The organism is Streptomyces sp. NPDC048751, assembly GCF_043198595.1.
Lineage (GTDB): Bacteria > Actinomycetota > Actinomycetes > Streptomycetales > Streptomycetaceae > Streptomyces.
Map to the genome: position 1 here is coordinate 187,627 of NZ_JBICUX010000012.1, position 18,855 is coordinate 206,481.

The window sequence follows — 18,855 nt, forward strand, 5'->3', positions numbered from 1 at the left end:
AACACGGCTTACGGTCCGCTATGGGTTAATTGCCCTGTGTGTCCCTACGTGTCAATAAAAGGTGTCTCACTCCCTGGAACGGGGCAGACCCGGTGCGGCGCGTTGACTCGATTTCCTTGCGGGGGACGGGACTTGGGCGTCCTTCGTCCACAGGGATCCACAGCCCGGGAAAGTTATCCACAGGCTGTGCGAAAGATCTGTGGATACGGAAAGTGATCATTCCGAAGCGGACATGAGGGACGAAGAATTCGCGATCCAAACCCGATTCGCGCCCACTTTCGGGTGGAAATGGGTCGCTCCAAAGGATTGATTCAAGGAAACGGGTGGACGAGGAGTGATGTGGGCGGCTGTGGACGGAGTGGTGGCCCATAGGGCGATTTGTCGACTGAGTGGTGCTTCGTTGTCGACTTGTCCCCAGGTCGAGAAGGCGGCCTGTGGATAACTCCTGTGGATAACAAAAATCAGCAGGTAGGACCGCCGAGGGACCGGTCAGAACCGGCCGTCCTGGCAGCGCGCCACCCAGTCCGACGCGGCCATGAACTCGTCGTCCGACGTCCCCGTGCGCGGTGCGCGTACGCCCTCCAGACCCACGTCCGCACGCGGGTACGAACCGAGGTAGCGCACCTCCAGGCAGATCCGCTTGAGCCCCATCAGGGCCTCAGCCACGCGGCGGTCGGAGATGTGGCCCTCCGCGTCGACGCAGAAGCAGTAGTTGCCGATGCCCGCGCCCGTCGGCCGGGACTGCAGCAGCATGAGGTTGATACCGCGGGTGGCGAACTCGCCCAGGAGATCACGCAGCCCGCCCGGGTGGTCGTCGCGCTGCCACAGCACGACCGAGGTCTTGTCCGCGCCGGTCGGCGCCGCGGGCCGGGCGGGCCGGCCGACCAGCACGAACCGCGTCTGCGCGTTCTCGGCGTCGTGAATCCCGGTCTCCAGGGCCTCCAGGCCGTACCGGGCGGCCGCGAACTCGCCGGCGAACGCGGCGTCGTAGCGGCCCTCCTGGACCAGGCGGGCGCCGTCCGCGTTGGAGGCGGCGGACTCCCAGTGGACGTCCGGGAGGTTCGCCTTCATCCAGTTGCGGACCTGCGGCTGGGCGGCCGGGTGCGCGGTGACCGTCTTGATGTCCGACAGCTTCGTGCCTGGCCGGACCAGCAGCGCGAAGGTGATCGACAGCAGCACCTCGCGGTAGATCATCAACGGGGCGCCCGCCACCAGCTCGTCGAGCGTGGTCGTGATACCGCCCTCGACGGAGTTCTCGATCGGCACGAACGCGGCCTCGGCCTCGCCCGCGCGCACCGCGTCGAGCGCGGACTGCACGGACACGTATGGGATCAGCTCCCGGGTCGCGGCCTCCGGAAGGGTGCGCAGGGCGACTTCGGTGAAGGTGCCCTCGGGACCGAGATACGCATAGCTCGCTGGCATGCCCTCACCCTAATGGGCCCCGCGGAAGCCCGGTCCGCGTTTCACACGAGGCGAGCTCACACCCACGCACCGCTCGGCGGCACCCTCACCCCTCCAACAGCCGCTGCCCCACGTACTCCCCCCGCGCCGCGCCGCCCGGCACCGCGAACAGACCGCTCGACTCGTGCCGGATGAACTTCGACAGGGCGTCCCCGCGGTCCAGCTTGCGCTGCACCGTGACGAAGCCGCGCAGCGGATCGGCCTGCCAGCAGACGAACAGCAGGCCCGCGTCGGGCACGCCGTCCGCGTCGAAGCCGTCGTGGTACGAGAAGGGGCGCCGCAGCATCGCCGCGCCGCCGTTCTGGTCGGGCCTGGTGATCCGCGCGTGTGCGTTGATCGGGACGACCAGATCGCCCCGGGCGTCGGTCTTCTCCAGGTCCATCTCGGTCGTCTCGGTGCCCCCGGACAGCGGCGCCCCGTCGGACTTGCGGCGCCCGATGACCTGCTCCTGCGCCTTCACCGAGAGCTTCTCCCAGTCGTCGAGGAGCATCCGGATACGGCGTACGACCGCGTAGGAGCCGCCCGCCATCCAGGTCGGGTCGTTAGAGCCGGAAGCCGGTACGAAGATTCGCTTGTCGAAGTCGGCCTCGGTCGGCTTCGGATTGCGCGTGCCGTCCATCTGGCCCATCAGGTTGCGGGCAGTCATGGGGTGGGAGGTGGCGCCCGGCGACCGGTTGAAGCCGTTCATCTGCCACCGGATACGGGCCGCGCCGCCCGCGTCCTTCTGGATCGCGCGCAGGGCGTGGAAGGCGACCAGGGCGTCGTTCGCACCGATCTGCACCCACAGGTCGCCGTTGCTGCGGGCCTTGTCGAGGTGGTCGGAGGAGAAGTCGGGCAGCGGGTCCAGGGAGACCGGGCGCTGCTTCTCCAGACCGGTGCGGGCGAAGAAGCTGTGGCCGAAGCCGAAGGTGACCGTCAGGGAGGACGGGCCGGCGTCCTGGGCCACGTCGGTGTCGTCGTGGGCCGCGGCCTCGCCCGCCATCAGCCGCCGGGCCGTCTCCGACCAGCGGCGCAGCAGCGCGGCCGCCTCCTTGCGGCCCGCGCCCGCGGTGAGGTCGAAGGCGACGAGGTGACCCCGCGCCTGGAGGCCCTCGGTGATGCCGGGCTGATGTTTCCCGTGAAACATCGCGCGGTCGGCACCGACCGACGAGAGCGGTGTCGTCGCCCCGGAGGGCGCGGCGGCGTAGCCCACGGCTCCGCCGGCGGCACCGAGCACGAGCCCGGTGGCACCGGCGGTGCTCAGCAGTTTCCGCCGGGAGAGGCCTTGCGAGGCGGACCCCTCCACAGGGGTCTCAGGACCGCGGGCCTCCGGAATGGACTGGTCGGGCATGGTGCGGTTCAGCCGATCTGCGCGTTCTTCGAGACGGTCGTCTGGTCGATGTCGGAGGTGCGCACGGTCACGGCGACCTCCCATTCTCCGGCCATGGGGATCTGCACTTCGTTCGCCGCCCAGTGGCCGGTGGTGATGTGGTCGGGGGCGACGTCCAGCGGCCCGATCTTCTTCGCTTCGAGAGTGAAGGCGACCTTCACCTCGGGGACGTCGAAGGCGCGGCCGTTGGGCCGCTGGACGTAGACATGCATCTCGTTGCCGCCGACCCGTGCGGGGTCGAGGTCGACGCTGACCACGCCCTTGCCGTCCGCGCCGCCGGTGTCGAACGGCATGTCCAGGGTGAGGGCACCCGCGGCGGACGCGTCCGCCGACGCGGACGCGGACGAGGTGGCCTTGGCGGCCTGTTCCTCCGTACGCCCCGGCTCGGTGGACGTCAGCGCGGTGGTGACCGCCAGCAGTACGACGGCGACACCCGCCTCGGCCAGCACGGAGCGGCGCAGGCCGGAGCGGTTGGGGTCGGCGTCCCGGAACTTCTTCTGCCGGGCCGTGTCGACGGCGGCCTGCTGCCGGGCGAGTTGTGCGGCGCGCTCGGTGTCTTCGCCGGGCACGGTGGCGTGCTCGTGTTGGGTGTCTTCGCCGGGCACGGTGGCGTGCTCGTGCTGGGTGCCTTCGCCCGGCACTGTGGCGTGCTCGCGATCGGTGTCTTCGACGGTCCCCGAGGCCTGTTCGCGCCCGGGCTTCCCGGCGGGTGCGGTGACCTGCTCCTTCTCCGGAACCTCAGCCGCCACGGCCGTTTCGGTCCCCGTCTCCGCGGAAGAACCGGCCTCCGCCCCGGCCCCCGCGGCGGCCGCCGTCTCCGACAGCCGGCCCGTCCACCGTCGCGAGATCCACGCGATGCCGACGAGCAGCACCACGAGTCCGATCTTCACGCACAGCAGCTGTCCGTAGCGCGTCCCGGTGAGGGCCGACCAGGAGCCGACCTGGCGCCACGACTGGTACGTCCCGGTCGCGACCAGCGCGAGGACGCTGCCGAAGGCGACACCGGAGAAGCGTCGTACGGCCGTGGCCTCCAGCGGTGTGTCGGCGGGCGCCCGGTACAGCGCGACGAGGAGTGCCGCCAGCCCGCCGAGCCACGCGGCGACGGCCAGCAGGTGGATCACGTCGACCGGCATGGCGATGCCGGCCTGGAGCCCGACGGAGGCGTGCTCGGCCATCGCCCAGCTCGCGGCGAGCCCGGAGGCCACGACGACACCGCCGACGGCGAGCCCGAAGGTCAGGTCCCGCTTCTCGTCGTCCTCGCGTTTGTCGTACGCCCCGAAGAGCACCGCGATGAACAGCGCGGCCGCGGCGAGCAGCAGCAGCCGGGAGACCAGCGCCGCGCCCGTCTTGGTCTGGAGCACCTGGCCGAGCAGGTCGAGGTCGAAGATGTCACCGACCTTGCCGGATCCGGTGTACGAGCCGCGCAGGAGCAACAGCATCAGCGTGGCCGCGGTGAGCGTGAGCCAGCCGCCGACGACGAGCCGCTGCAGGGCCCGTACGCCGCTGCCGCGCTGCCAGCAGGCGAGCACGAAGGCGGCACCGCCGACCAGCACGATGAAACCGGCGTACGACAGGTAGCGCCCGAACCCGTACAGCCCGCCGACGACTCCGCCGCCCGCCTCCTGCTGGGAGACGGAGACGCTGGTCTGCGAGGGTGCGCCGACGGAGAAGGTGTAGGCGCCGGAGACGGGGTGGCTGTCCTCGGACACCACCTGGTAGGTCACCGTGTACGTGCCGTCGGGCAGCCCCGAGTGCAGTTGCACGGCATACGTCGTGCCGCTCACGTTGGACGGCTTGCCGGTGTCGACGCGCTTGCCCTTGGGGTCGAGGACGCGCAGCGACGCGTCGTTCGTCGCGACCTTCTCGGAGAAGGTCAGCGACACCTGGGTGGGCGCCTTGTCGACCACCACCCCCTGCGCGGGGTCGCTGCCGGTGAGCGCGGCGTGCGCGGAGGCCGGCCCGGCGCCCACGAGGAGCGCGCCGGTGACGGCCAGGAACAGCAGCACCAGCGTCCGGACGCGGGAGGTGATGGTCTGCGGCATGGTGGTCCCTCCCTCAGTTCCCGTTCTCGGGGTTGTACGTGGCCGACTTCACCGGCATCTCGACGGTCATCGGGCCGGAGTCGGCGAAGTGCAGCTCGACGGTCACCTTCTCGCCCTGCTTCGGCTTGTGCTTCAGCTTCTCGAACATCAGGTGGTTGCCGCCGCTCTTGAAGACGAGCCGTCCGTGCGCGGGGACGGCGAGTGAGGTGACCTCCTGCATCGACGACCCCACGGTCTCGTGGACGGTCACGCTGCCGGCGACGTCACTGGTGACGGAGGTCAACTCGTCCTTCGTGCCGCCGTCGTTGGCTATCGTCAGGAAGCCCGCGGCCATGGAGTCGGAGACCGGCTGCGGCATGTAGGCGGCGCTGACGGACAGCTCGGCCTTCGAGCCGCCCGAGCCGGAGTCGGAGCCGCAGCCCGCGAGCAGCAGGGCCGCAGCCGGCACCGCGAGGTACCTCACGGCGTTCAAGGGAGCGGCTTTCGCGGGAGCGGCCCTCACGGGTTCTCCCCCTTGATGATCTTGGGCAGGTCCTTGGTGTACTCCTCGACCGTGGCCTCCTCGTCGTACAGGAGGTAGCCGCCGTCGTTCTTCGGCGAGAAGGCGACGACCTGGGTGCCGTGCGTCGAGACCGTCTTGCCGTTCTTGTCCTTGTGCGGCGGCTCGATGGAGATGCCGAGCGTGCGGGCGCCGGCCTGGATCGTGGCGAAGTCGCCGGTCAGGCCGACCACCTGCGGGTCGATGCCCTTGAGCCACTTGCCGAGCGCGGCCGGGGTGTCCCGCTGCGGGTCGGTGGTGACGAACACGACGCGCAGCTGGTCCTGCTCGGACTTGGGCAGCTGCTTCTTGGCGACGGCGATGTTGCTCATCGTCAGTGGGCAGACGTCGGGGCAGTTGGTGTAGCCGAAGTAGATCAGCGTCGGCTTGCCCGCGGTCTCCTTGCGGAGGTCGTACTTCTTGCCCTGCGTGTCGGTGAGGACCAGGTCCGGCTTCTTGAAGGGCTGGTCGAGCACGGTCACGGCGCCCTGCTTGCCCTCCTCGGAGACGGCCGCGACAGGGCTCTTGCCGCTGTCGTCGCTGGTGCAGGCGGAGAGGGTGAGGGCGGCCGCGGCGAGCAGGGTGGCCGCGGCGAAGGTCTTCTTGCGCATGGAGGATTTCCCAGATGTGTGAGCTCGGGCGCGCACAGGGGCCGGGTGCGGTGTGCGGGGACCCCTGTGCGCCGCGGACGAGCCGGCGAACTGGCGAACCGACGAACCGGTGAAACCGGCGGCCGGCGTCGGCGAACCGGTGTGTCAGGCCGAGGTGGAGGTACGGCGACGGGAGGCGACCACGCCGTACGCCGTGCCCAGCACGCCGACGACGATGCCCACGATGCCCAGGACGCGGGCGGTGGTGTCGCTGCTGTCGCCGGAGTCGGCGGACTCGGCGGCGGCCGGGGCGGCCTTGGACTCCTCGGAGGCGTCGTCGGCGGCTCCCGAGCCGTGGTGGCCGTCCTCGGAGGCGGCGGACAGCGTGAGCACCGGCGCCGGGTTCTCCGGCTCCTCCTCGCCGTCCTTCGGCACCTCGATCCAGCGCACGACCTCCTTGTTGGAGTAGGTCTGGATGGCCTTGAAGACGAGTTCGTCGGTGTCCTCGGGGAGCGCGCCGATGGAGAGCGGGAACTTCTGGAAGTAGCCGGCCTTGATGCCCTTGCCGGTCGCGGTCCAGGTCACCTTGGTGACGGCCTCGGAGATCTTCTCGCCGTGCGACTCGATCGGCTTGGCCAGCTTGGACCGGGTGACGTCGATCTCCCAGCCGTCGATCGGCTGCGGCATCACCGAGGCCAGCGGGTGGTCCGTCGGGAGGCTGACCTCGAGCTTGGTGGTCGAGGCGTCGTCCCGCTCGTTGGGGACCTTGAAGTCGACGACCGCGTAGCCGCCCTTCGCGGCCGCGCCTTCCGGCTGCACGCTGACGTGCGCGAACGCGGGGGCGGACAGGACGAGGACGGCCGAGCCGGTGAGGGCACCGACGGCGGCGATACGAGAGACCTTCATGAAAAGGAGCACTCCGCTTCGAGTGTGGTCCGGGGGTGAGTCCCGGGAGTTCCGATGGTGAAGAGGGGGATGCGGGGCAGTCGGTCACAGCCGTCGCGCACACACGCGTGCCGCACGACGGGCGGCCGGCCCCTCCGCGAGGAAGCAGAGCGAAGCGGTGGTCGTGTCGTGTCAGGCAGCGAGGGCGAGTGCCCGGCCCGCGACGGGAGGACCGCGCCTGATGACGGTGTGCTGGATCGCGTCGGTCGGCGGGGCCGACGGCGAGAGCAGGGCGGTACGGGGAATGCGCGGCCCCGCCTCCGGCGCGCCGGGGAGCCCCGCGAGCAGGGCGCGCACCAGAGCGAGCGCCCCGCGCAGGGACCGTACGAGTGCCCCTTGCGCGACACCGTCCGCCACGTCCTGCGCGGACAGGTCGAGCAGCCGCAGCAGGGCGGTGTCGCCGCGCCGCATCAGCCAGCCGACGGCAAGGGCCGCGAGGAGATGGGCGAGCAGCATCGGCAGGGACGGCAGCAGAGACTCCGGCGAGCCGGTGGTGCCCAGGGCGTCCGCCGGGTGGTGCATGGAGTTCGCGCCCATGCTGTCGTAGATCCGCGCGTCGACGAGGATCCGGTGCGCCCGCGCCGGGGTGATCGTCGCCGCGGCGGACCCGCACACGAGCCGCGCGGCACGCGCGACCATCTCGGCGTCGGTCATGGAGGACAGGGAGGACGTCGGCGAGGTCGAGGACAGGGGCGGCATCGAGGACGCCGACGCCATGCCGGAGGCGGCGGCGTGCTGCCCCAGCCCGAACAGCGTGTGCAGCACGGTCTGTCCGGCCGCGAGCAGCGCAGCGATGCCCGGCAGCGAGCGCTCCCGCCCGGCGAACGGCACCACGACCGCGAGGACCCCCAGGAACCCCGCGCCCAGCGTCCACAGCGGAACCGTGGCGCAGGAGGCGAGCGTGTGCCCGGCGGCGCCCAGCACGACACAGACCGCGGCGAACACCGCGGCCCGCAGCAGCCGGAGATCGACTCCGCAGCGCGCCGCGCGCTGGTGGGGGACAGACATGGCGGGCTCATCATCGCACCAGCCACCGGCACTCCGTACGCCAGGTCCGCACGACGGCGTACGGTCAGCAAGATTCCCTACGACCCGGAAGATCACCTTCTGTGGAAGCAGTCGCAGGTGAGCGCCCACATACACCGATTCGGCCCCTCGGCACATCCCCCATATGGGCGGCATCACTGGAAATTCACGCTTACACACACGGAGTGGTGGCAATACGTATCGGTATGTCGAGCCGCGGCCTGGAGGCTGGAGCATGAGCATCTGGTGGTCACTCCATCTGCGGCGTGAGGCTGCGAGCGTTCCGCTCGCACGACGCCTGCTGCTCGGCACGATGGAGACCGCGGGCGTCGACCCCGACATCTCCTACGACCTCTCCGTCGCCCTCAGCGAGGCCTGTGCGAACGCCGTGGAGCACGGCGGGGACGCCGGGCACGGCGGCTGTTCGGAGGCGTACCGCGTCACCGCCTACCTCGACGGCGAGAAGTGTCGTATCGAAGTCGCGGACTCGGGCCCGGGCTTCGCCGGCGAGGACAGGCCGCCGCGTCCCGCCCACGACGAGTGCGAGAACGGCAGAGGCCTGTACCTCATCCGCGAGCTCGCCGACCACGTCCACATCGGCAACAAGCCGGGACGCAACGGCGCGGTCGTCAGCTTCGACAAGATCCTGAAGTGGAAGAAGGACGCCCCGCTGGTGGCGGTGTAGCCATCTCGGCCGCAGCGATCTCAGATGCGGCGGTCCGTCTCACACGTGACCATCTCACAGGTCACTCACAGCCTCCGCCAACCTCCCTGACGGTCGGCCTACCTAGCGTCATGTTCATGACGGGAAACCACAGGGACACCTCCATCACCCGGCGCCGCGCCCTCGCGGTGACGGGCGGCACGGTCACGGCGGGCGGGCTGGCCGTCGCGGGACTCCATGCGGCCTACGCCGACACCGCCACCGGGGCCACGGCGAGCGCGTCGGCCTCGGCGACCTCGACCTCAAGCTCGACCAGCGGCAGCAGTTGCATGACGCTGATGTCGAGCGTCACGGAAGGGCCGTACTACCTCGACGGTGCCTTGGTGCGCAAGGACATCACCGAGGGCAAGAGCGGCGTCCCGCTGACGCTGCGCCTCACCGTCGTCGACGCCACCGACGGCTGCACCCCCGTCTCCGGCGCGGCCGTGGAGATCTGGCACTGCGACGCCTGGGGCTACTACTCCGGCTACACCACCGCCAACCCCGGCGGCTCCGCGCCCGCCGAGAGCGAGGACGGCTCGACGGCGAACGACAACACCTATCTGCGCGGCTACCAGGTCGCCAACGCCAACGGGGTCGTCAAGTTCGAGACGATCATCCCCGGCTGGTACACCCCGCGCACCTGCCACATCCACCTCAAGGTCCACACGGGCGGCGAGAAGGAGGACGGCACCTACGAGGGCGGCAAGGTCAACTACACCGGCCAGCTGTTCTTCGACGACGACATCGCCGAGTCCATCTTCGAGCTGGAGCCGTACGCGAAGCACACCGGTACCTACACCAAGCTCGCCGACGACATGGTCTACGACGGCGGCGGCGCCTCCAACGGCCTGCTCACCCTCGAACCCGTCCACAAGAAGGACCCGTCGAAGGGCTACAAGGGCTTCCTCACCCTCGGCGTCGATCCGGACGCCGAGAACACGGGCGCAGGCAGCGGCGGTGGCGGCACACCCCCGAGCGGCGGCCCGAGCGGCGGCCCGAGCGGTGCCCCGAGCGGAGCGCCCACCGGCTCCCCGCCCAGCGACGCCCCGTCGGCCGCCCCGGCCTCGTCGTCCTCCTGAGGCTGAGGGGTACGGCGATGACGAGCTGTGAGGACGAGGCGCTGGCGCAGGCCGCCGTGGCCGCCCTGACCGGACAACTGGCCCTGGCGCCCAAGCCCGGGCTCCCCGACCCGCGCGACCTCACCGCCCGCGTGACCCGCCGGGACCACCGCGGCATGCGCTGGTCGGCCAAGGCGCTCGCGCCCGGCCTCGCGGCGATGGCCGCGGCCGCCCGCCGCACCGGCGAGCCCACGCCCCGGCTCCGCGCGGAGCTCGGCGCGATCGGGCGGTCCACCGAGCACTCGGTGGGCCTCGCCGGCGGCGGTCACCGGGGTGCCCTGTGGGTGCTCGGCCTGCTGGTCGCGGCGGCCGCGCTCGACCCCGGCGCGCGGGGCCGCGACGTCGCCGCGACCGCCAAGCGCATCGCCGCCCACCCCGACCGCGCCGCCCCGCGCCGCCCGTCCCGTGGATCGACGGTGTCGGCGAAGTACGGCGCCGCCGGCGCCCGCGGCGAGGCCCGCGCCGGATTCCCCCATGTACGCCGGGCACTCGACGCCCTCACCGCATCCCGCTCGGCCGGCGCCACGGAGGCTCAGGCCCGCCTGGACGCCCTGCTCACCGTCATGTCCACCCTCCAGGACACCGAACTCCTCCACACCGCGGGCCCCATGGGCCTCCGCCACGTCCAGGCAGGCGCCCGCGGAGTCCTGGAGGCAGGCGGTACGGCGACCCCGGAGGGAGCGGCAGCACTGGCGGCCCTGGACACCGACCTCCACACGCGCGCGTGGAGCCCGAGGGGCAGCGCGGGGTTGCTGGCGGGGGCGCTGTTCCTGGACTCACTGCCGGTGTTGTTCAAAGAGGGGTGAGCAGACCGCGGATCAGCTCTGGCCGCCCTTGAGAGCCGCCATCCACGCCTCGACCTCGTCGGAGCGCCGCGGCAGCCCGTCCGACAGATTCCGGTTGCCGTCCTCCGTCACGAGGAGGTCGTCCTCGATGCGGACGCCGATCCCCCGGTACTCCTCGGGCACCGTCAGATCATCGGCCTGGAAGTACAGCCCCGGCTCGACCGTCAGCACCATTCCCGGCTCCAGAGTCCCGTCCACGTACGACTCCACTCGCGCCGCGGCACAGTCGTGCACGTCCATGCCGAGCATGTGCCCGGTGCCGTGCAGCGTCCACCGGCGCTGCAGCCCCAGCTCCAGGACCCGCTCCACGGGACCCTCGACCAGCCCCCACTCCACGAGCCGCTCCGCCAGCACCCGCTGCGCCGCGTCGTGGAAGTCCCGGAACTTGCCGCCCGGCTGCACCGCCGCGATGCCGGCCTCCTGGGCGTCGTAGACGGCGTCGTAGATCTTCCGCTGGATCTCGCTGAAGCGGCCGTTGATCGGCAGCGTGCGCGTGACGTCGGCGGTGTAGTACGTGTGCGTCTCGACGCCCGCGTCGAGCAGCAGCAGGTCGCCCGAGCGCACCGGCCCGTCGTTGCGCACCCAGTGCAGGGTGCAGGCGTGCGGTCCGGCCGCGCAGATGGAGCCGTAGCCGACGTCGTTGCCCTCCACGCGCGCGCGGAGGAAGAACGTGCCCTCGATGTACCGCTCGGAGGTCGCCTCGGCCTTGTCGAGGACCTTCACCACGTCCTCGAAGCCCCGCACGGTCGAGTCGACGGCCTTCTGCAGCTCACCGATCTCGAACTCGTCCTTGACCAGCCGCGCCTCGGACAGGAAGACCCGCAGCTCCTCGTCCCGCTCGGCGGTGACCTTGTCGGTCAGGGCCGCCTCGATGCCGGCGTCGTGACCGCGTACGACCCGCACCGGGCCGGTCGCCTCGCGCAGCCGGTCCGCCAGCTCACGGACGTCGGAGGCCGGGATGCCGTACAGCTTCTCCGCCTCGGTGAGCGAGTGCCGGCGGCCGACCCACAGCTCGCCCTGGCCGGAGAGCCAGAACTCGCCGTCCTCGCGGTTGGAACGCGGCAGGAGGTAGATCGTCGCCGTGTGACCGTCGGCGGTCGGCTCCAGGACCAGGACGCCGTCCTCGGTCTGGTTGCCGGTGAGGTACGCGTACTCCACCGACGCACGGAAGGGGTACTCCGTGTCGTTGGAGCGGACCTTCAGGTTGCCCGCGGGGATCACCAGGCGCTCGCCAGGGAAGCGCGCGGAGAGCGCGGCACGGCGGGCGGCGGTCTCCGCGGCCTGGGCGATCGGCTTCAGGTCGCGCAGCTCGGTGTCGGCCCAGCCCGACTTCATGTTCTCGGCGAGTTCGTCGGACACGCCCGGGTACAGGCCGTTCTTCCGCTGCTTGATCGGCTCTTCGGTCTCGTCCGGGGTCTCCGGATTGAGCTCGTCCGCCACGGTCATCCTCCTCGGTACGGCACTGGACCTTCCCCATCGTACGGTCGTACGGGAGGGGACCCGGGGTGGAATGACCTGGTGGGCCCGCGTCCGGCTACTCGAACCGCGCCGCCAGCACTACGACGTCCTCCGCGCCGTCCGTCGCGTCCAGCCCGTCCGGCAGCACGGTCCGCAGGACGTGGTCGGCGACGGCGTCCGGGTCGCGGCGCAGCGCCCTGGGCATGCCGCAGGCCGCCGCGTGGAGCCGGGCGAAGGCGCGGTCGACGGTGTCGCCGGTACGGTGCAGCAGCCCGTCGGTGTAGAGCAGAACCGTCTCTCCGGCCTCGGCCTCGAACTCCACGCTCGGCGCCTCCCAGCACGCGAGCATGCCCAGGGGCGCGGAGACGGAGGTCTCCAGAAAGTCCGTACGGCGCTCACCGATCACCAGCGGGGGGCTGTGTCCGGCACCGGCGAGGGTGATCTTGCGCAGGGCGGGCTCGCAGTAGGCGAACAGGGCGGTGGCGGAGCGGGCGGGCTCGGTGAGTCGTAGCAGCAGTTCCAGGTCGGACAGGACGGCGACCGGGTCCTCGCCCTCCATCACGGCGTACGCGCGCAGGGACGCCCGCAGCCGCCCCATCGCGGCGACCGCGCTGGGCCCGGCCCCGGTGACCGATCCGACCGCCAGGCCGAGCGCGGCGTCGGGCAGGGGCAGCGCGTCGTACCAGTCGCCGCCGCCGCGCGGGCCGGTGCGGTGCCGGGCGGCGAGTTGGACCCCGGCGACCCGGGGCAGCCGGGAGGGGAGCAACTCCTCGGCCATCGTCGCCATGCACGCGCGCGTGCGCTCGACCTCCACCAGCCGGGCGAGGTGTGCACCGGCGTAGCGGGCGTACAGGCCGACGAGGTGGCGGCGGCGCTCGTCCGGCTCGGCGGGCTCGTCGTAGAGCCACACGGCGGCGCCCAGGCGGCCGGCGGAATCGGTGCACAGGGGGAGCGTGTAGCTCGCGGCGTAGCCGAGGCGGGCGGCGACCTCGCGGTGACGGGGGTCGAGTCCGTCCTCGCCGAACAGGTCGGGCTGCGCGATTCCGGCCTCCGCGCCGGGGAGTCCGTCGAGGATCCGGCCGTAGGACATGGCGCTGCGCGGCACGGTCTCGATGTGGCCGAGATCGGCTCTGCCGAGGCCGAGGCCGATGGTGCGGTCCGGTCCCAGTCCGTCGGCCGGTTCCAGTACGAGCAGACCGCGCCGGGCGCCCACGAGGGCGGCACCGGCGCGCAGCAATTCCTGGAGGGCGTCGGGGAGTCGGTCTGTACGGGCCAGGCGTTCGGTGAGTTCGTGCAGTGTCGTGAGGTCGGAGACCCAGCCGGCGAGGCGGTCCTGGATGAGGGCCCCGGGGCCGGGAGTGACCTGAGGGGCGGTCGGGGCTGCGTGCGCGGGCGCGACAGTGTGTGTGGGCGGGGGAACCGTTGAATCGATTCCGGCCACTTTCGGAGCGTGGGGGGCGGTCATGGCGTCTGGCTTTCAGACCGGTGCGTATTGCTCAAAAGCATCGCAAACCCCCATGTGATTCTGCGTCGCCAGCAGTGTCTCCACATGTACACGCACTCGTGAGGGGATGTCCAGCATTGTCCTGCTGGGATTCCTGGTGTCCATGAGGTTCAAGGTGCTTTCCAATGGGAACCCGTGAACCCCTTGCGGAAAGGTTAAGTTGGCTCAAAACTGACTCGGGTAACGGGTGATTGCGGTCGACTGGCCTTGCTCCACGGAGCGTCACAGCGGTCGTGTTGGGTACGTACTCGGTAAGGACCAGGGGTCGTCGGGAGCCACCCGGAACCCGGTGACCTACCCGAGCGTCTTAGCCACCGACGACCGTGCCCCATCCTCCCGCGGCGGAGGCGGAGAGAAATACTCGGTTCGGCAAAACGCCATACTTCGCCACCCCGCGCCACGCCCATGCTTTTGGTGAACGCGGTATGGACGCGGAAGAAGCCAGTGCTCGGCCCATAGGGGATCCCCTTGTCGTGGACAGGGGTGTGATGCGCCAACAGGTACGCCCAGTGAAGTGATCGACACATGGTGTGATGTGGCCCTCGGTGTTGCCAGCGGTGCAACGGAAAGGAACGAGCGCTCATGCGCGAGATCCTCGGAAAGCGACGCAGGCTCCTGTCCCAGCAAAGTGACGGGAGGCCTGAGTTGATCAGCGCGGCCCTGACCTTCGCGACGGAATGGCAGTGGCCCGTACTCCCGGGCGTGGCGCCGGACCCGCAGGGTCGGGCCCGCTGCGGATGTCCCGACCCCGAGTGCACGGTGCCCGGTGCCCACCCCTTCGACCCCGGCCTCCTCGCGGCCACCACCGACGCGCGCATGGTCCGCTGGTGGTGGGCCAACCGGCCCGCGGCGCCGATCGTCCTCGCCACCGGTGGCACCGCGCCGTGCGCGGTCAGCCTGCCGGCCCCCGCGGCCTCCCGCGCCCTCGCCGCCCTCGACCGCGAGGGCATGCGCCTCGGCCCGGTGATCGCCTCGCCGACGCGCTGGGCGCTGCTCGTACGGCCGTACTCCATGGAGCAGTTGGGCGAACTGCTCTACGCCAAGGACTTCGTGCCCGGTTCCCTGCGCTTCCACGGCGAGGGCGGCTATCTCGCGCTGCCGCCGTCCGAGACCGGCCAGGGCGAGATCCGCTGGGAGCGCGCGCCGCTGCCCGGCTCCGCCTCCCCCTGGGTGCCCGACGTGGAGGCCGTGGTGGACGCCGTGGTCGACGCCCTCACTCGTACGGGTGTGAGCGCACCCGAGTTGTAAGGGTGTCGGGCGCGCGCGGAGGGGGCGCCCGGTTCGGCTCGTTATCTTCCGCGTATGAACCTTCGTCTGCTCGCCCTCGGGGGCGTCGCGGCGTGCGCGGTGGCGCTGCCGTTGGCCGTGGCGTCGGCGGGACCCGTGGGCGACGAAGGGCGCGCGGTCGTCGGTGAGCGGCCGGGGGGCGTGCGGGCCGCCCCGAAGACCGCCGACGACGCCGTCGATGCCGCCGCTGCCGACACGGTTGAGGGCCCCGTGGCGGACGAGCGCACCGCCGACCGTCCTCGCGCCCGGAGCGACAGGGGCCGGGACAAGGGCCGGGACAAGGGCCGGGACGGGGACAAGAGCAGGCACGCCAAGGTCTCCCCCGCCGACCCCGGCCGTTCCGCCCTCCCGCTCGGCCTGGGCCCGGCCACCGCCGCCCGTTGTGGTCCCGAACTCACTTCCCCGGACGGCATCGAGGCGCAGACCTGTGTGCTGACCCAGGGTGAGGACACCTGGGCGCGCACCTACTTCCGCAACGCGACCGGCGCTGTCCTGGATTCGGTGCTGAGTCTCATGGGTCCCGGTGGGCGCACTGTCCAGATGCGGTGCCTCGTGGGCGCCGAGGACGAGCCGGACCTGTGCGAGACGCCTCGGGAGCGCACCCGCGGGCACCTGGACGCCTATACAGCCGTGGCGGAGTTCGCCGGGGCTTCCGCGCGGGAGGGGCAGGGGCCGCTGCTGCTGCGGTCGGGGAGCAACTCCGAGGCGCGCACGGGCAGTTGAGGTGCGGCGGCGCTGGGTGAACGGGGCCGCGCATGGAAAGACCCGGTTGCTGGCGACGGGGGATGCACCAGCAACCGGGCTACTCGAACGGTAACAAGAGATCTGCTCTACGCAAATTCGATCTCGTGTTTCCGTCGGCTATTCGGACACCGCCATGTCGCCCGATCTCGTGTCGACTCGGCTGGTGCGAGGGGGAGTTGTGAGAGGAGTCACCGATTCCGGCCGGGCAGTTCGTGCTGACCGACCAGTCAGCACGAACGGGTTTTCCCGGTGGCCTCAGCTGAGCGTGACCTGGCGGTTGGTCAGGCCGCCGCGGGCGCGGCGCTCCTCGGGGGTGAGCGGTGCGTCCGAGGCCAGGGCGGTGGCGAGGCGCTCGGCGAACTCCGCGGCGGGCTTCTCCACGTCGTCCGCGCCGACCCCGCTCGGCAGGTCCCAGACCGGCACGGTGAGGCCGTGCGCACGGAAGGACCCCACGAGCCGGGTGCCCTCGCCGAGGCTGGAGCTGCCCGCCGCGTGCAGCCGCGCGAGAGCGTCCAGAAGCTGCTCCTCCGGGTGGGGCATGACCCAGCGCAGGTGGTTCTTCTCCGGCGTCTCGCACCAGTACGCGGCGTCCACACCGGTCAGCTTCACGGTCGGGATGGCCGCGGCGTTGGCCCGCTCCAGGGAGGCGGTCACGTCCGGCGTGGCGTTCTCCGGGTCCGGGACCCAGAACTCGAAGCCGCTGTGCACAACTGGCGCGAAGGCGCCTTCGGGGTCGAGCAGGTCCTGCAGCCGCGGGCCCTCGGCGGGGGCGCGGCGGCCCTGGACCGGGGTGCCCGGCTCGGCGGCCAGCGCGCGCTGGAGGGTGTCGGCGAGGTCGCGGCTGATGTCGCCCGACGACGTGTCGTTCTGCAGACCGAGCAGCACCGAGCCGTCGTCGCGGCGCAGGGCGGGCCAGGCCATCGGCAGGACCGTGGCGAGCGTGACCGAGGGGACGCCCTCGGGGAGCCCGTCCGTCAGCGGCAGCTCGACCGTGGCGGCAGGCACCAGCTCGCGCAGCGCCACCCAGTCGCACTCGCCGGGCAGTCCCTCGAACGGACGGTGCACCAGCTCGGTCACCGCGTGGGCGGCGGCGCGTCCGTGGCAGGCCTTGTAGCGGCGGCCGCTGCCGCAGGGGCAGGGTTCGCGAGCGCCGACGACCGGGATCTCCGCCGCATCGCTGAGCTGCGGCCGCTTGGCCTTCGTCTGGGGTCGCTTCTTGGCCATCGTGGCTGTCTCCCGGTTACGGCTCGTCTGTACGGGCGCGAGCCTAGTCGCTCGTACGGGAAGTCACGGGGACCTGTGGACAACGTGCTGAGTCGTCCGGAACGCGGGGGTTCGGGTTCCGTAGGGGGCTCGATAACGCGCGCCTGGTGTTCAGTCCAGGACGCGGGCCAGGCATTCAGGGGTCTCGAAAACGCGGGCCAGGTGTTCAGTCCAGGACGCGAGCCAGGCGTTCAGTCCAGGTCTTCGAACGCGTCTACGAAATTCAGCTCCGGGAGGGAGGCCACCGGCGGAGCCGTGATCCGCGCGGCGAAGTCGGCTCGTCGGCAGCCGGCGTCCGGATCGTGCACGTCCTCGTGGACGACGACCCACACCGTGACCTCGCCGCGGGCGTCGTCGCGCACGCCCCAGTCGTCGGCCAGCGCCGTGATGATGTTCAGCCCGCGGCCGCCGTGCGCGGTGACCGACGGAGTGGCCGGAGCCGGGCGGGTCGGCCCACCACCGTCCGTCACCTCGACGACGAGACGTCCGCCCGGGTCCACGCGCCATGCGGCCAGGACGTCGCCGTCCCCGGCCAGGGCGTCGCCCAACGGCCGCCCGTGCTTGCAGGCGTTGCTCAAAAGTTCGGAAAGGATCAGCACGGCGTCGTCGATGACCGACTCCGACACGCCACCACTGCGCAACTGATCGCGCATACGGTGTCTCGCCTTCCCCACGCCCGCAGGGCCATGGGGTACGGCCATGCTCGACGACGTGGGCACCTCATGTGCCACCACCAACGCCACCCCCGAGACCTCCTTCGCCCCACGCCACGGTGTGGATGCCCCATTGGCCTGTACCGGAAACCGGCCAATCCATGTCCGGTGACGCATTCACAACGATCGAATACGGACCGAACGCGCCGGAGCACTCCCTGTAGCCGTGTGGCTGGATTTCTGCGGTGTGGCCGAGATCAGAGGGTGCTGGAGGGCGACCCGCTGGGTCAAGGGGTGTTCACAGGTCTTTACGAGGTTCGTGGGACTTGTGGGGTCTGAGTGGTTTGTGCGCTCAGCTCCCCAGCTGGCGCAGCACCGCGCGCGGGCGGTTGGTGATGAGGGCGTCGACGCCCAGGTCCGCACAGAGATCGACATCCTCGGGCTCGTTCACGGTCCACACGTGCACCTGGTGACCGGCCCGCTTCCACCGCTCGACGTACGCGGGGTGATTGCGTACGAGCCGGATCGAGGGACCGGCGATCCCCACCCCCGCGGGCAGCCGCCCGTCACGCAGCCGGGGGGAGACGAACTGCATCAGGTAGACCGTCGGCAGCGTGGGCGAGACGGCCCGCACCCGGTGCAGGGAACGCGCCGAGAAGCTCATCACGCGCACCGGCGACTCGGCGGCGGACGCCGGAGCGTCGAGCCCGAATCGCTTCAGGAGCAGCAGCAACCGCTCCTCGACCTGCCCCGCCCAGCGCGTCGGGTGCTTCGTCTCGACGGCCAGTTCCACCCGCCGTCCGGCGTCCGCGACAAGTTCCAGCAGCCGCTCCAGCGTGAGTACGGAGGTGTCCTCGCGGTCCTCCGGCCGGAACTCCCAGTCGGGCTCCTCGTCGCGGGTGCGCCAGGCCTCGCGCGCCTCCCTTGTCTTCCAGGAGCCGAAGTCCAGTGCGGCGAGGTCGGCGAGCTCCAGGGCGGAGACCGCCCCGCGGCCGTTGGACGTACGGTTGACGCGCCGGTCGTGCACACAGACCAGATGGCCGTCCGCGGTCAGCCGAACGTCGCACTCGAGGGCGTCGGCGCCGTCCTCGATCGCCTTTCTGTACGCGGCCAGGGTGTGCTCCGGGGCCTCCTCCGAGGCTCCGCGATGGGCGACGACCTGAATGTGCTGCTGTCGTGCGTGGGTCACCGCGTCATGGTGCCACCGCGTTGGGGTACGCGTCCGCCCGGAGGTGTGCTGATGCGCCAGGAAGCGCCGCGGTGGAGTCTGAGAACCGTCTGAGAACCATCTGAGATGTTCCGGGGA

17 protein-coding genes are annotated in these 18,855 nt (G+C 71.2%); 5 read left to right on the top strand and 12 right to left on the bottom strand.

The window, feature by feature from the left end; genetic code table 11:
• Positions 1–489 precede the first annotated feature (489 nt).
• From pheA to ACGFNV_RS33290, 7 genes are all read right to left on the bottom strand, one after another.
• The gene (gene pheA, locus ACGFNV_RS33260) at positions 490–1,422 is read right to left on the bottom strand and encodes a prephenate dehydratase (RefSeq protein WP_133927971.1); all 933 of its coding nucleotides are present in this window, start codon (positions 1,420–1,422) and stop codon (positions 490–492) included.
• Between the two features lie 85 nt (positions 1,423–1,507).
• Complete coding sequence (gene efeB, locus ACGFNV_RS33265; RefSeq protein ID WP_393627609.1) at positions 1,508–2,791, bottom strand: iron uptake transporter deferrochelatase/peroxidase subunit; 1,284 nt, start codon at positions 2,789–2,791, stop codon at positions 1,508–1,510.
• An 8-nt stretch (positions 2,792–2,799) separates the two neighbouring features.
• A complete protein-coding gene (locus ACGFNV_RS33270; RefSeq protein WP_393627610.1) occupies positions 2,800–4,872 on the bottom strand; it encodes a copper resistance CopC/CopD family protein in 2,073 nt (690 codons plus the stop codon).
• A 13-nt stretch (positions 4,873–4,885) separates the two neighbouring features.
• On the bottom strand, positions 4,886–5,335 hold the full coding sequence (locus ACGFNV_RS33275; RefSeq protein ID WP_393627612.1) for a copper chaperone PCu(A)C: 450 nt from the start codon (positions 5,333–5,335) through the stop codon (positions 4,886–4,888).
• Positions 5,336–5,370: 35 nt separating this feature from the next.
• Positions 5,371–6,021 (bottom strand): SCO family protein, encoded by a 651-nt coding sequence (locus ACGFNV_RS33280; RefSeq protein ID WP_393627614.1) that lies wholly within the window; start codon positions 6,019–6,021, stop codon positions 5,371–5,373.
• Between the two features lie 144 nt (positions 6,022–6,165).
• Entirely contained in the window at positions 6,166–6,906 is a 741-nt protein-coding gene (locus tag ACGFNV_RS33285) for a YcnI family protein (protein WP_393627616.1), read from the bottom strand.
• A 171-nt stretch (positions 6,907–7,077) separates the two neighbouring features.
• Positions 7,078–7,953, bottom strand: a complete 876-nt coding sequence (locus ACGFNV_RS33290) for a hypothetical protein (protein WP_393627617.1) — start codon at positions 7,951–7,953, stop codon at positions 7,078–7,080.
• Positions 7,954–8,206: 253 nt separating this feature from the next.
• Between ACGFNV_RS33290 and ACGFNV_RS33295 the strand changes: the two genes are divergently transcribed.
• The 3 genes from ACGFNV_RS33295 (at position 8,207) to ACGFNV_RS33305 (ending at position 10,601) form a co-directional block, all read left to right on the top strand.
• Entirely contained in the window at positions 8,207–8,656 is a 450-nt protein-coding gene (locus tag ACGFNV_RS33295) for an ATP-binding protein (RefSeq protein ID WP_393627618.1), read from the top strand.
• Positions 8,657–8,772: 116 nt separating this feature from the next.
• Positions 8,773–9,756 carry an intradiol ring-cleavage dioxygenase gene (locus ACGFNV_RS33300; RefSeq protein ID WP_393627620.1) on the top strand — a complete coding sequence of 328 codons (984 nt, stop codon included), beginning with the start codon at positions 8,773–8,775 and terminating at the stop codon, positions 9,754–9,756.
• A 17-nt stretch (positions 9,757–9,773) separates the two neighbouring features.
• Positions 9,774–10,601 (top strand): triphosphoribosyl-dephospho-CoA synthase, encoded by an 828-nt coding sequence (locus ACGFNV_RS33305; RefSeq protein WP_393627622.1) that lies wholly within the window; start codon positions 9,774–9,776, stop codon positions 10,599–10,601.
• 12 nt (positions 10,602–10,613) lie between these two features.
• Here ACGFNV_RS33305 and ACGFNV_RS33310 read toward each other — a convergent pair whose 3' ends face one another.
• Positions 10,614–12,086 (bottom strand): aminopeptidase P family protein, encoded by a 1,473-nt coding sequence (locus tag ACGFNV_RS33310; protein ID WP_393627624.1) that lies wholly within the window; start codon positions 12,084–12,086, stop codon positions 10,614–10,616.
• 88 nt (positions 12,087–12,174) lie between these two features.
• Complete coding sequence (locus ACGFNV_RS33315) at positions 12,175–13,563, bottom strand: PP2C family protein-serine/threonine phosphatase (RefSeq protein WP_393627626.1); 1,389 nt, start codon at positions 13,561–13,563, stop codon at positions 12,175–12,177.
• Between the two features lie 621 nt (positions 13,564–14,184).
• Between ACGFNV_RS33315 and ACGFNV_RS33320 the strand changes: the two genes are divergently transcribed.
• A complete protein-coding gene (locus ACGFNV_RS33320; RefSeq protein WP_393627627.1) occupies positions 14,185–14,850 on the top strand; it encodes a bifunctional DNA primase/polymerase in 666 nt (221 codons plus the stop codon).
• Between the two features lie 54 nt (positions 14,851–14,904).
• Positions 14,905–15,612 carry a hypothetical protein gene (locus tag ACGFNV_RS33325; RefSeq protein WP_393627628.1) on the top strand — a complete coding sequence of 236 codons (708 nt, stop codon included), beginning with the start codon at positions 14,905–14,907 and terminating at the stop codon, positions 15,610–15,612.
• 276 nt (positions 15,613–15,888) lie between these two features.
• On the opposite strand, the gene ACGFNV_RS33330 is transcribed toward ACGFNV_RS33325, so the two are convergent.
• The 3 genes from ACGFNV_RS33330 to ACGFNV_RS33340 all read right to left on the bottom strand — a co-directional run bounded on the left by ACGFNV_RS33330 (position 15,889) and on the right by ACGFNV_RS33340 (position 18,738).
• Positions 15,889–16,857, bottom strand: a complete 969-nt coding sequence (locus ACGFNV_RS33330) for a DUF5926 family protein (protein ID WP_393627630.1) — start codon at positions 16,855–16,857, stop codon at positions 15,889–15,891.
• 230 nt (positions 16,858–17,087) lie between these two features.
• Positions 17,088–17,726 (bottom strand): ATP-binding protein, encoded by a 639-nt coding sequence (locus ACGFNV_RS33335; protein WP_393627632.1) that lies wholly within the window; start codon positions 17,724–17,726, stop codon positions 17,088–17,090.
• Positions 17,727–17,901: 175 nt separating this feature from the next.
• Positions 17,902–18,738 (bottom strand): glycerophosphodiester phosphodiesterase, encoded by an 837-nt coding sequence (locus ACGFNV_RS33340; protein WP_393627633.1) that lies wholly within the window; start codon positions 18,736–18,738, stop codon positions 17,902–17,904.
• Positions 18,739–18,855 lie beyond the last annotated feature (117 nt).

Bases quoted from the DNA above. Each gene is read 5' to 3' on its own strand.
- pheA (WP_133927971.1), bottom strand. From the start codon at position 1,422: ATGCCAGCGAGCTATGCGTATCTCGGTCCCGAGGGCACCTTCACCGAA.
- efeB (WP_393627609.1), bottom strand. From the start codon at position 2,791: ATGCCCGACCAGTCCATTCCGGAGGCCCGCGGTCCTGAGACCCCTGTG.
- ACGFNV_RS33270 (WP_393627610.1), bottom strand. From the start codon at position 4,872: ATGCCGCAGACCATCACCTCCCGCGTCCGGACGCTGGTGCTGCTGTTC.
- ACGFNV_RS33280 (WP_393627614.1), bottom strand. From the start codon at position 6,021: ATGCGCAAGAAGACCTTCGCCGCGGCCACCCTGCTCGCCGCGGCCGCC.
- ACGFNV_RS33285 (WP_393627616.1), bottom strand. From the start codon at position 6,906: ATGAAGGTCTCTCGTATCGCCGCCGTCGGTGCCCTCACCGGCTCGGCC.
- ACGFNV_RS33290 (WP_393627617.1), bottom strand. From the start codon at position 7,953: ATGTCTGTCCCCCACCAGCGCGCGGCGCGCTGCGGAGTCGATCTCCGG.
- ACGFNV_RS33295 (WP_393627618.1), top strand. From the start codon at position 8,207: ATGAGCATCTGGTGGTCACTCCATCTGCGGCGTGAGGCTGCGAGCGTT.
- ACGFNV_RS33300 (WP_393627620.1), top strand. From the start codon at position 8,773: ATGACGGGAAACCACAGGGACACCTCCATCACCCGGCGCCGCGCCCTC.
- ACGFNV_RS33305 (WP_393627622.1), top strand. From the start codon at position 9,774: ATGACGAGCTGTGAGGACGAGGCGCTGGCGCAGGCCGCCGTGGCCGCC.
- ACGFNV_RS33310 (WP_393627624.1), bottom strand. From the start codon at position 12,086: ATGACCGTGGCGGACGAGCTCAATCCGGAGACCCCGGACGAGACCGAA.
- ACGFNV_RS33315 (WP_393627626.1), bottom strand. From the start codon at position 13,563: ATGACCGCCCCCCACGCTCCGAAAGTGGCCGGAATCGATTCAACGGTT.
- ACGFNV_RS33320 (WP_393627627.1), top strand. From the start codon at position 14,185: ATGCGCGAGATCCTCGGAAAGCGACGCAGGCTCCTGTCCCAGCAAAGT.
- ACGFNV_RS33325 (WP_393627628.1), top strand. From the start codon at position 14,905: ATGAACCTTCGTCTGCTCGCCCTCGGGGGCGTCGCGGCGTGCGCGGTG.
- ACGFNV_RS33330 (WP_393627630.1), bottom strand. From the start codon at position 16,857: ATGGCCAAGAAGCGACCCCAGACGAAGGCCAAGCGGCCGCAGCTCAGC.
- ACGFNV_RS33335 (WP_393627632.1), bottom strand. From the start codon at position 17,726: ATGCGTCACCGGACATGGATTGGCCGGTTTCCGGTACAGGCCAATGGG.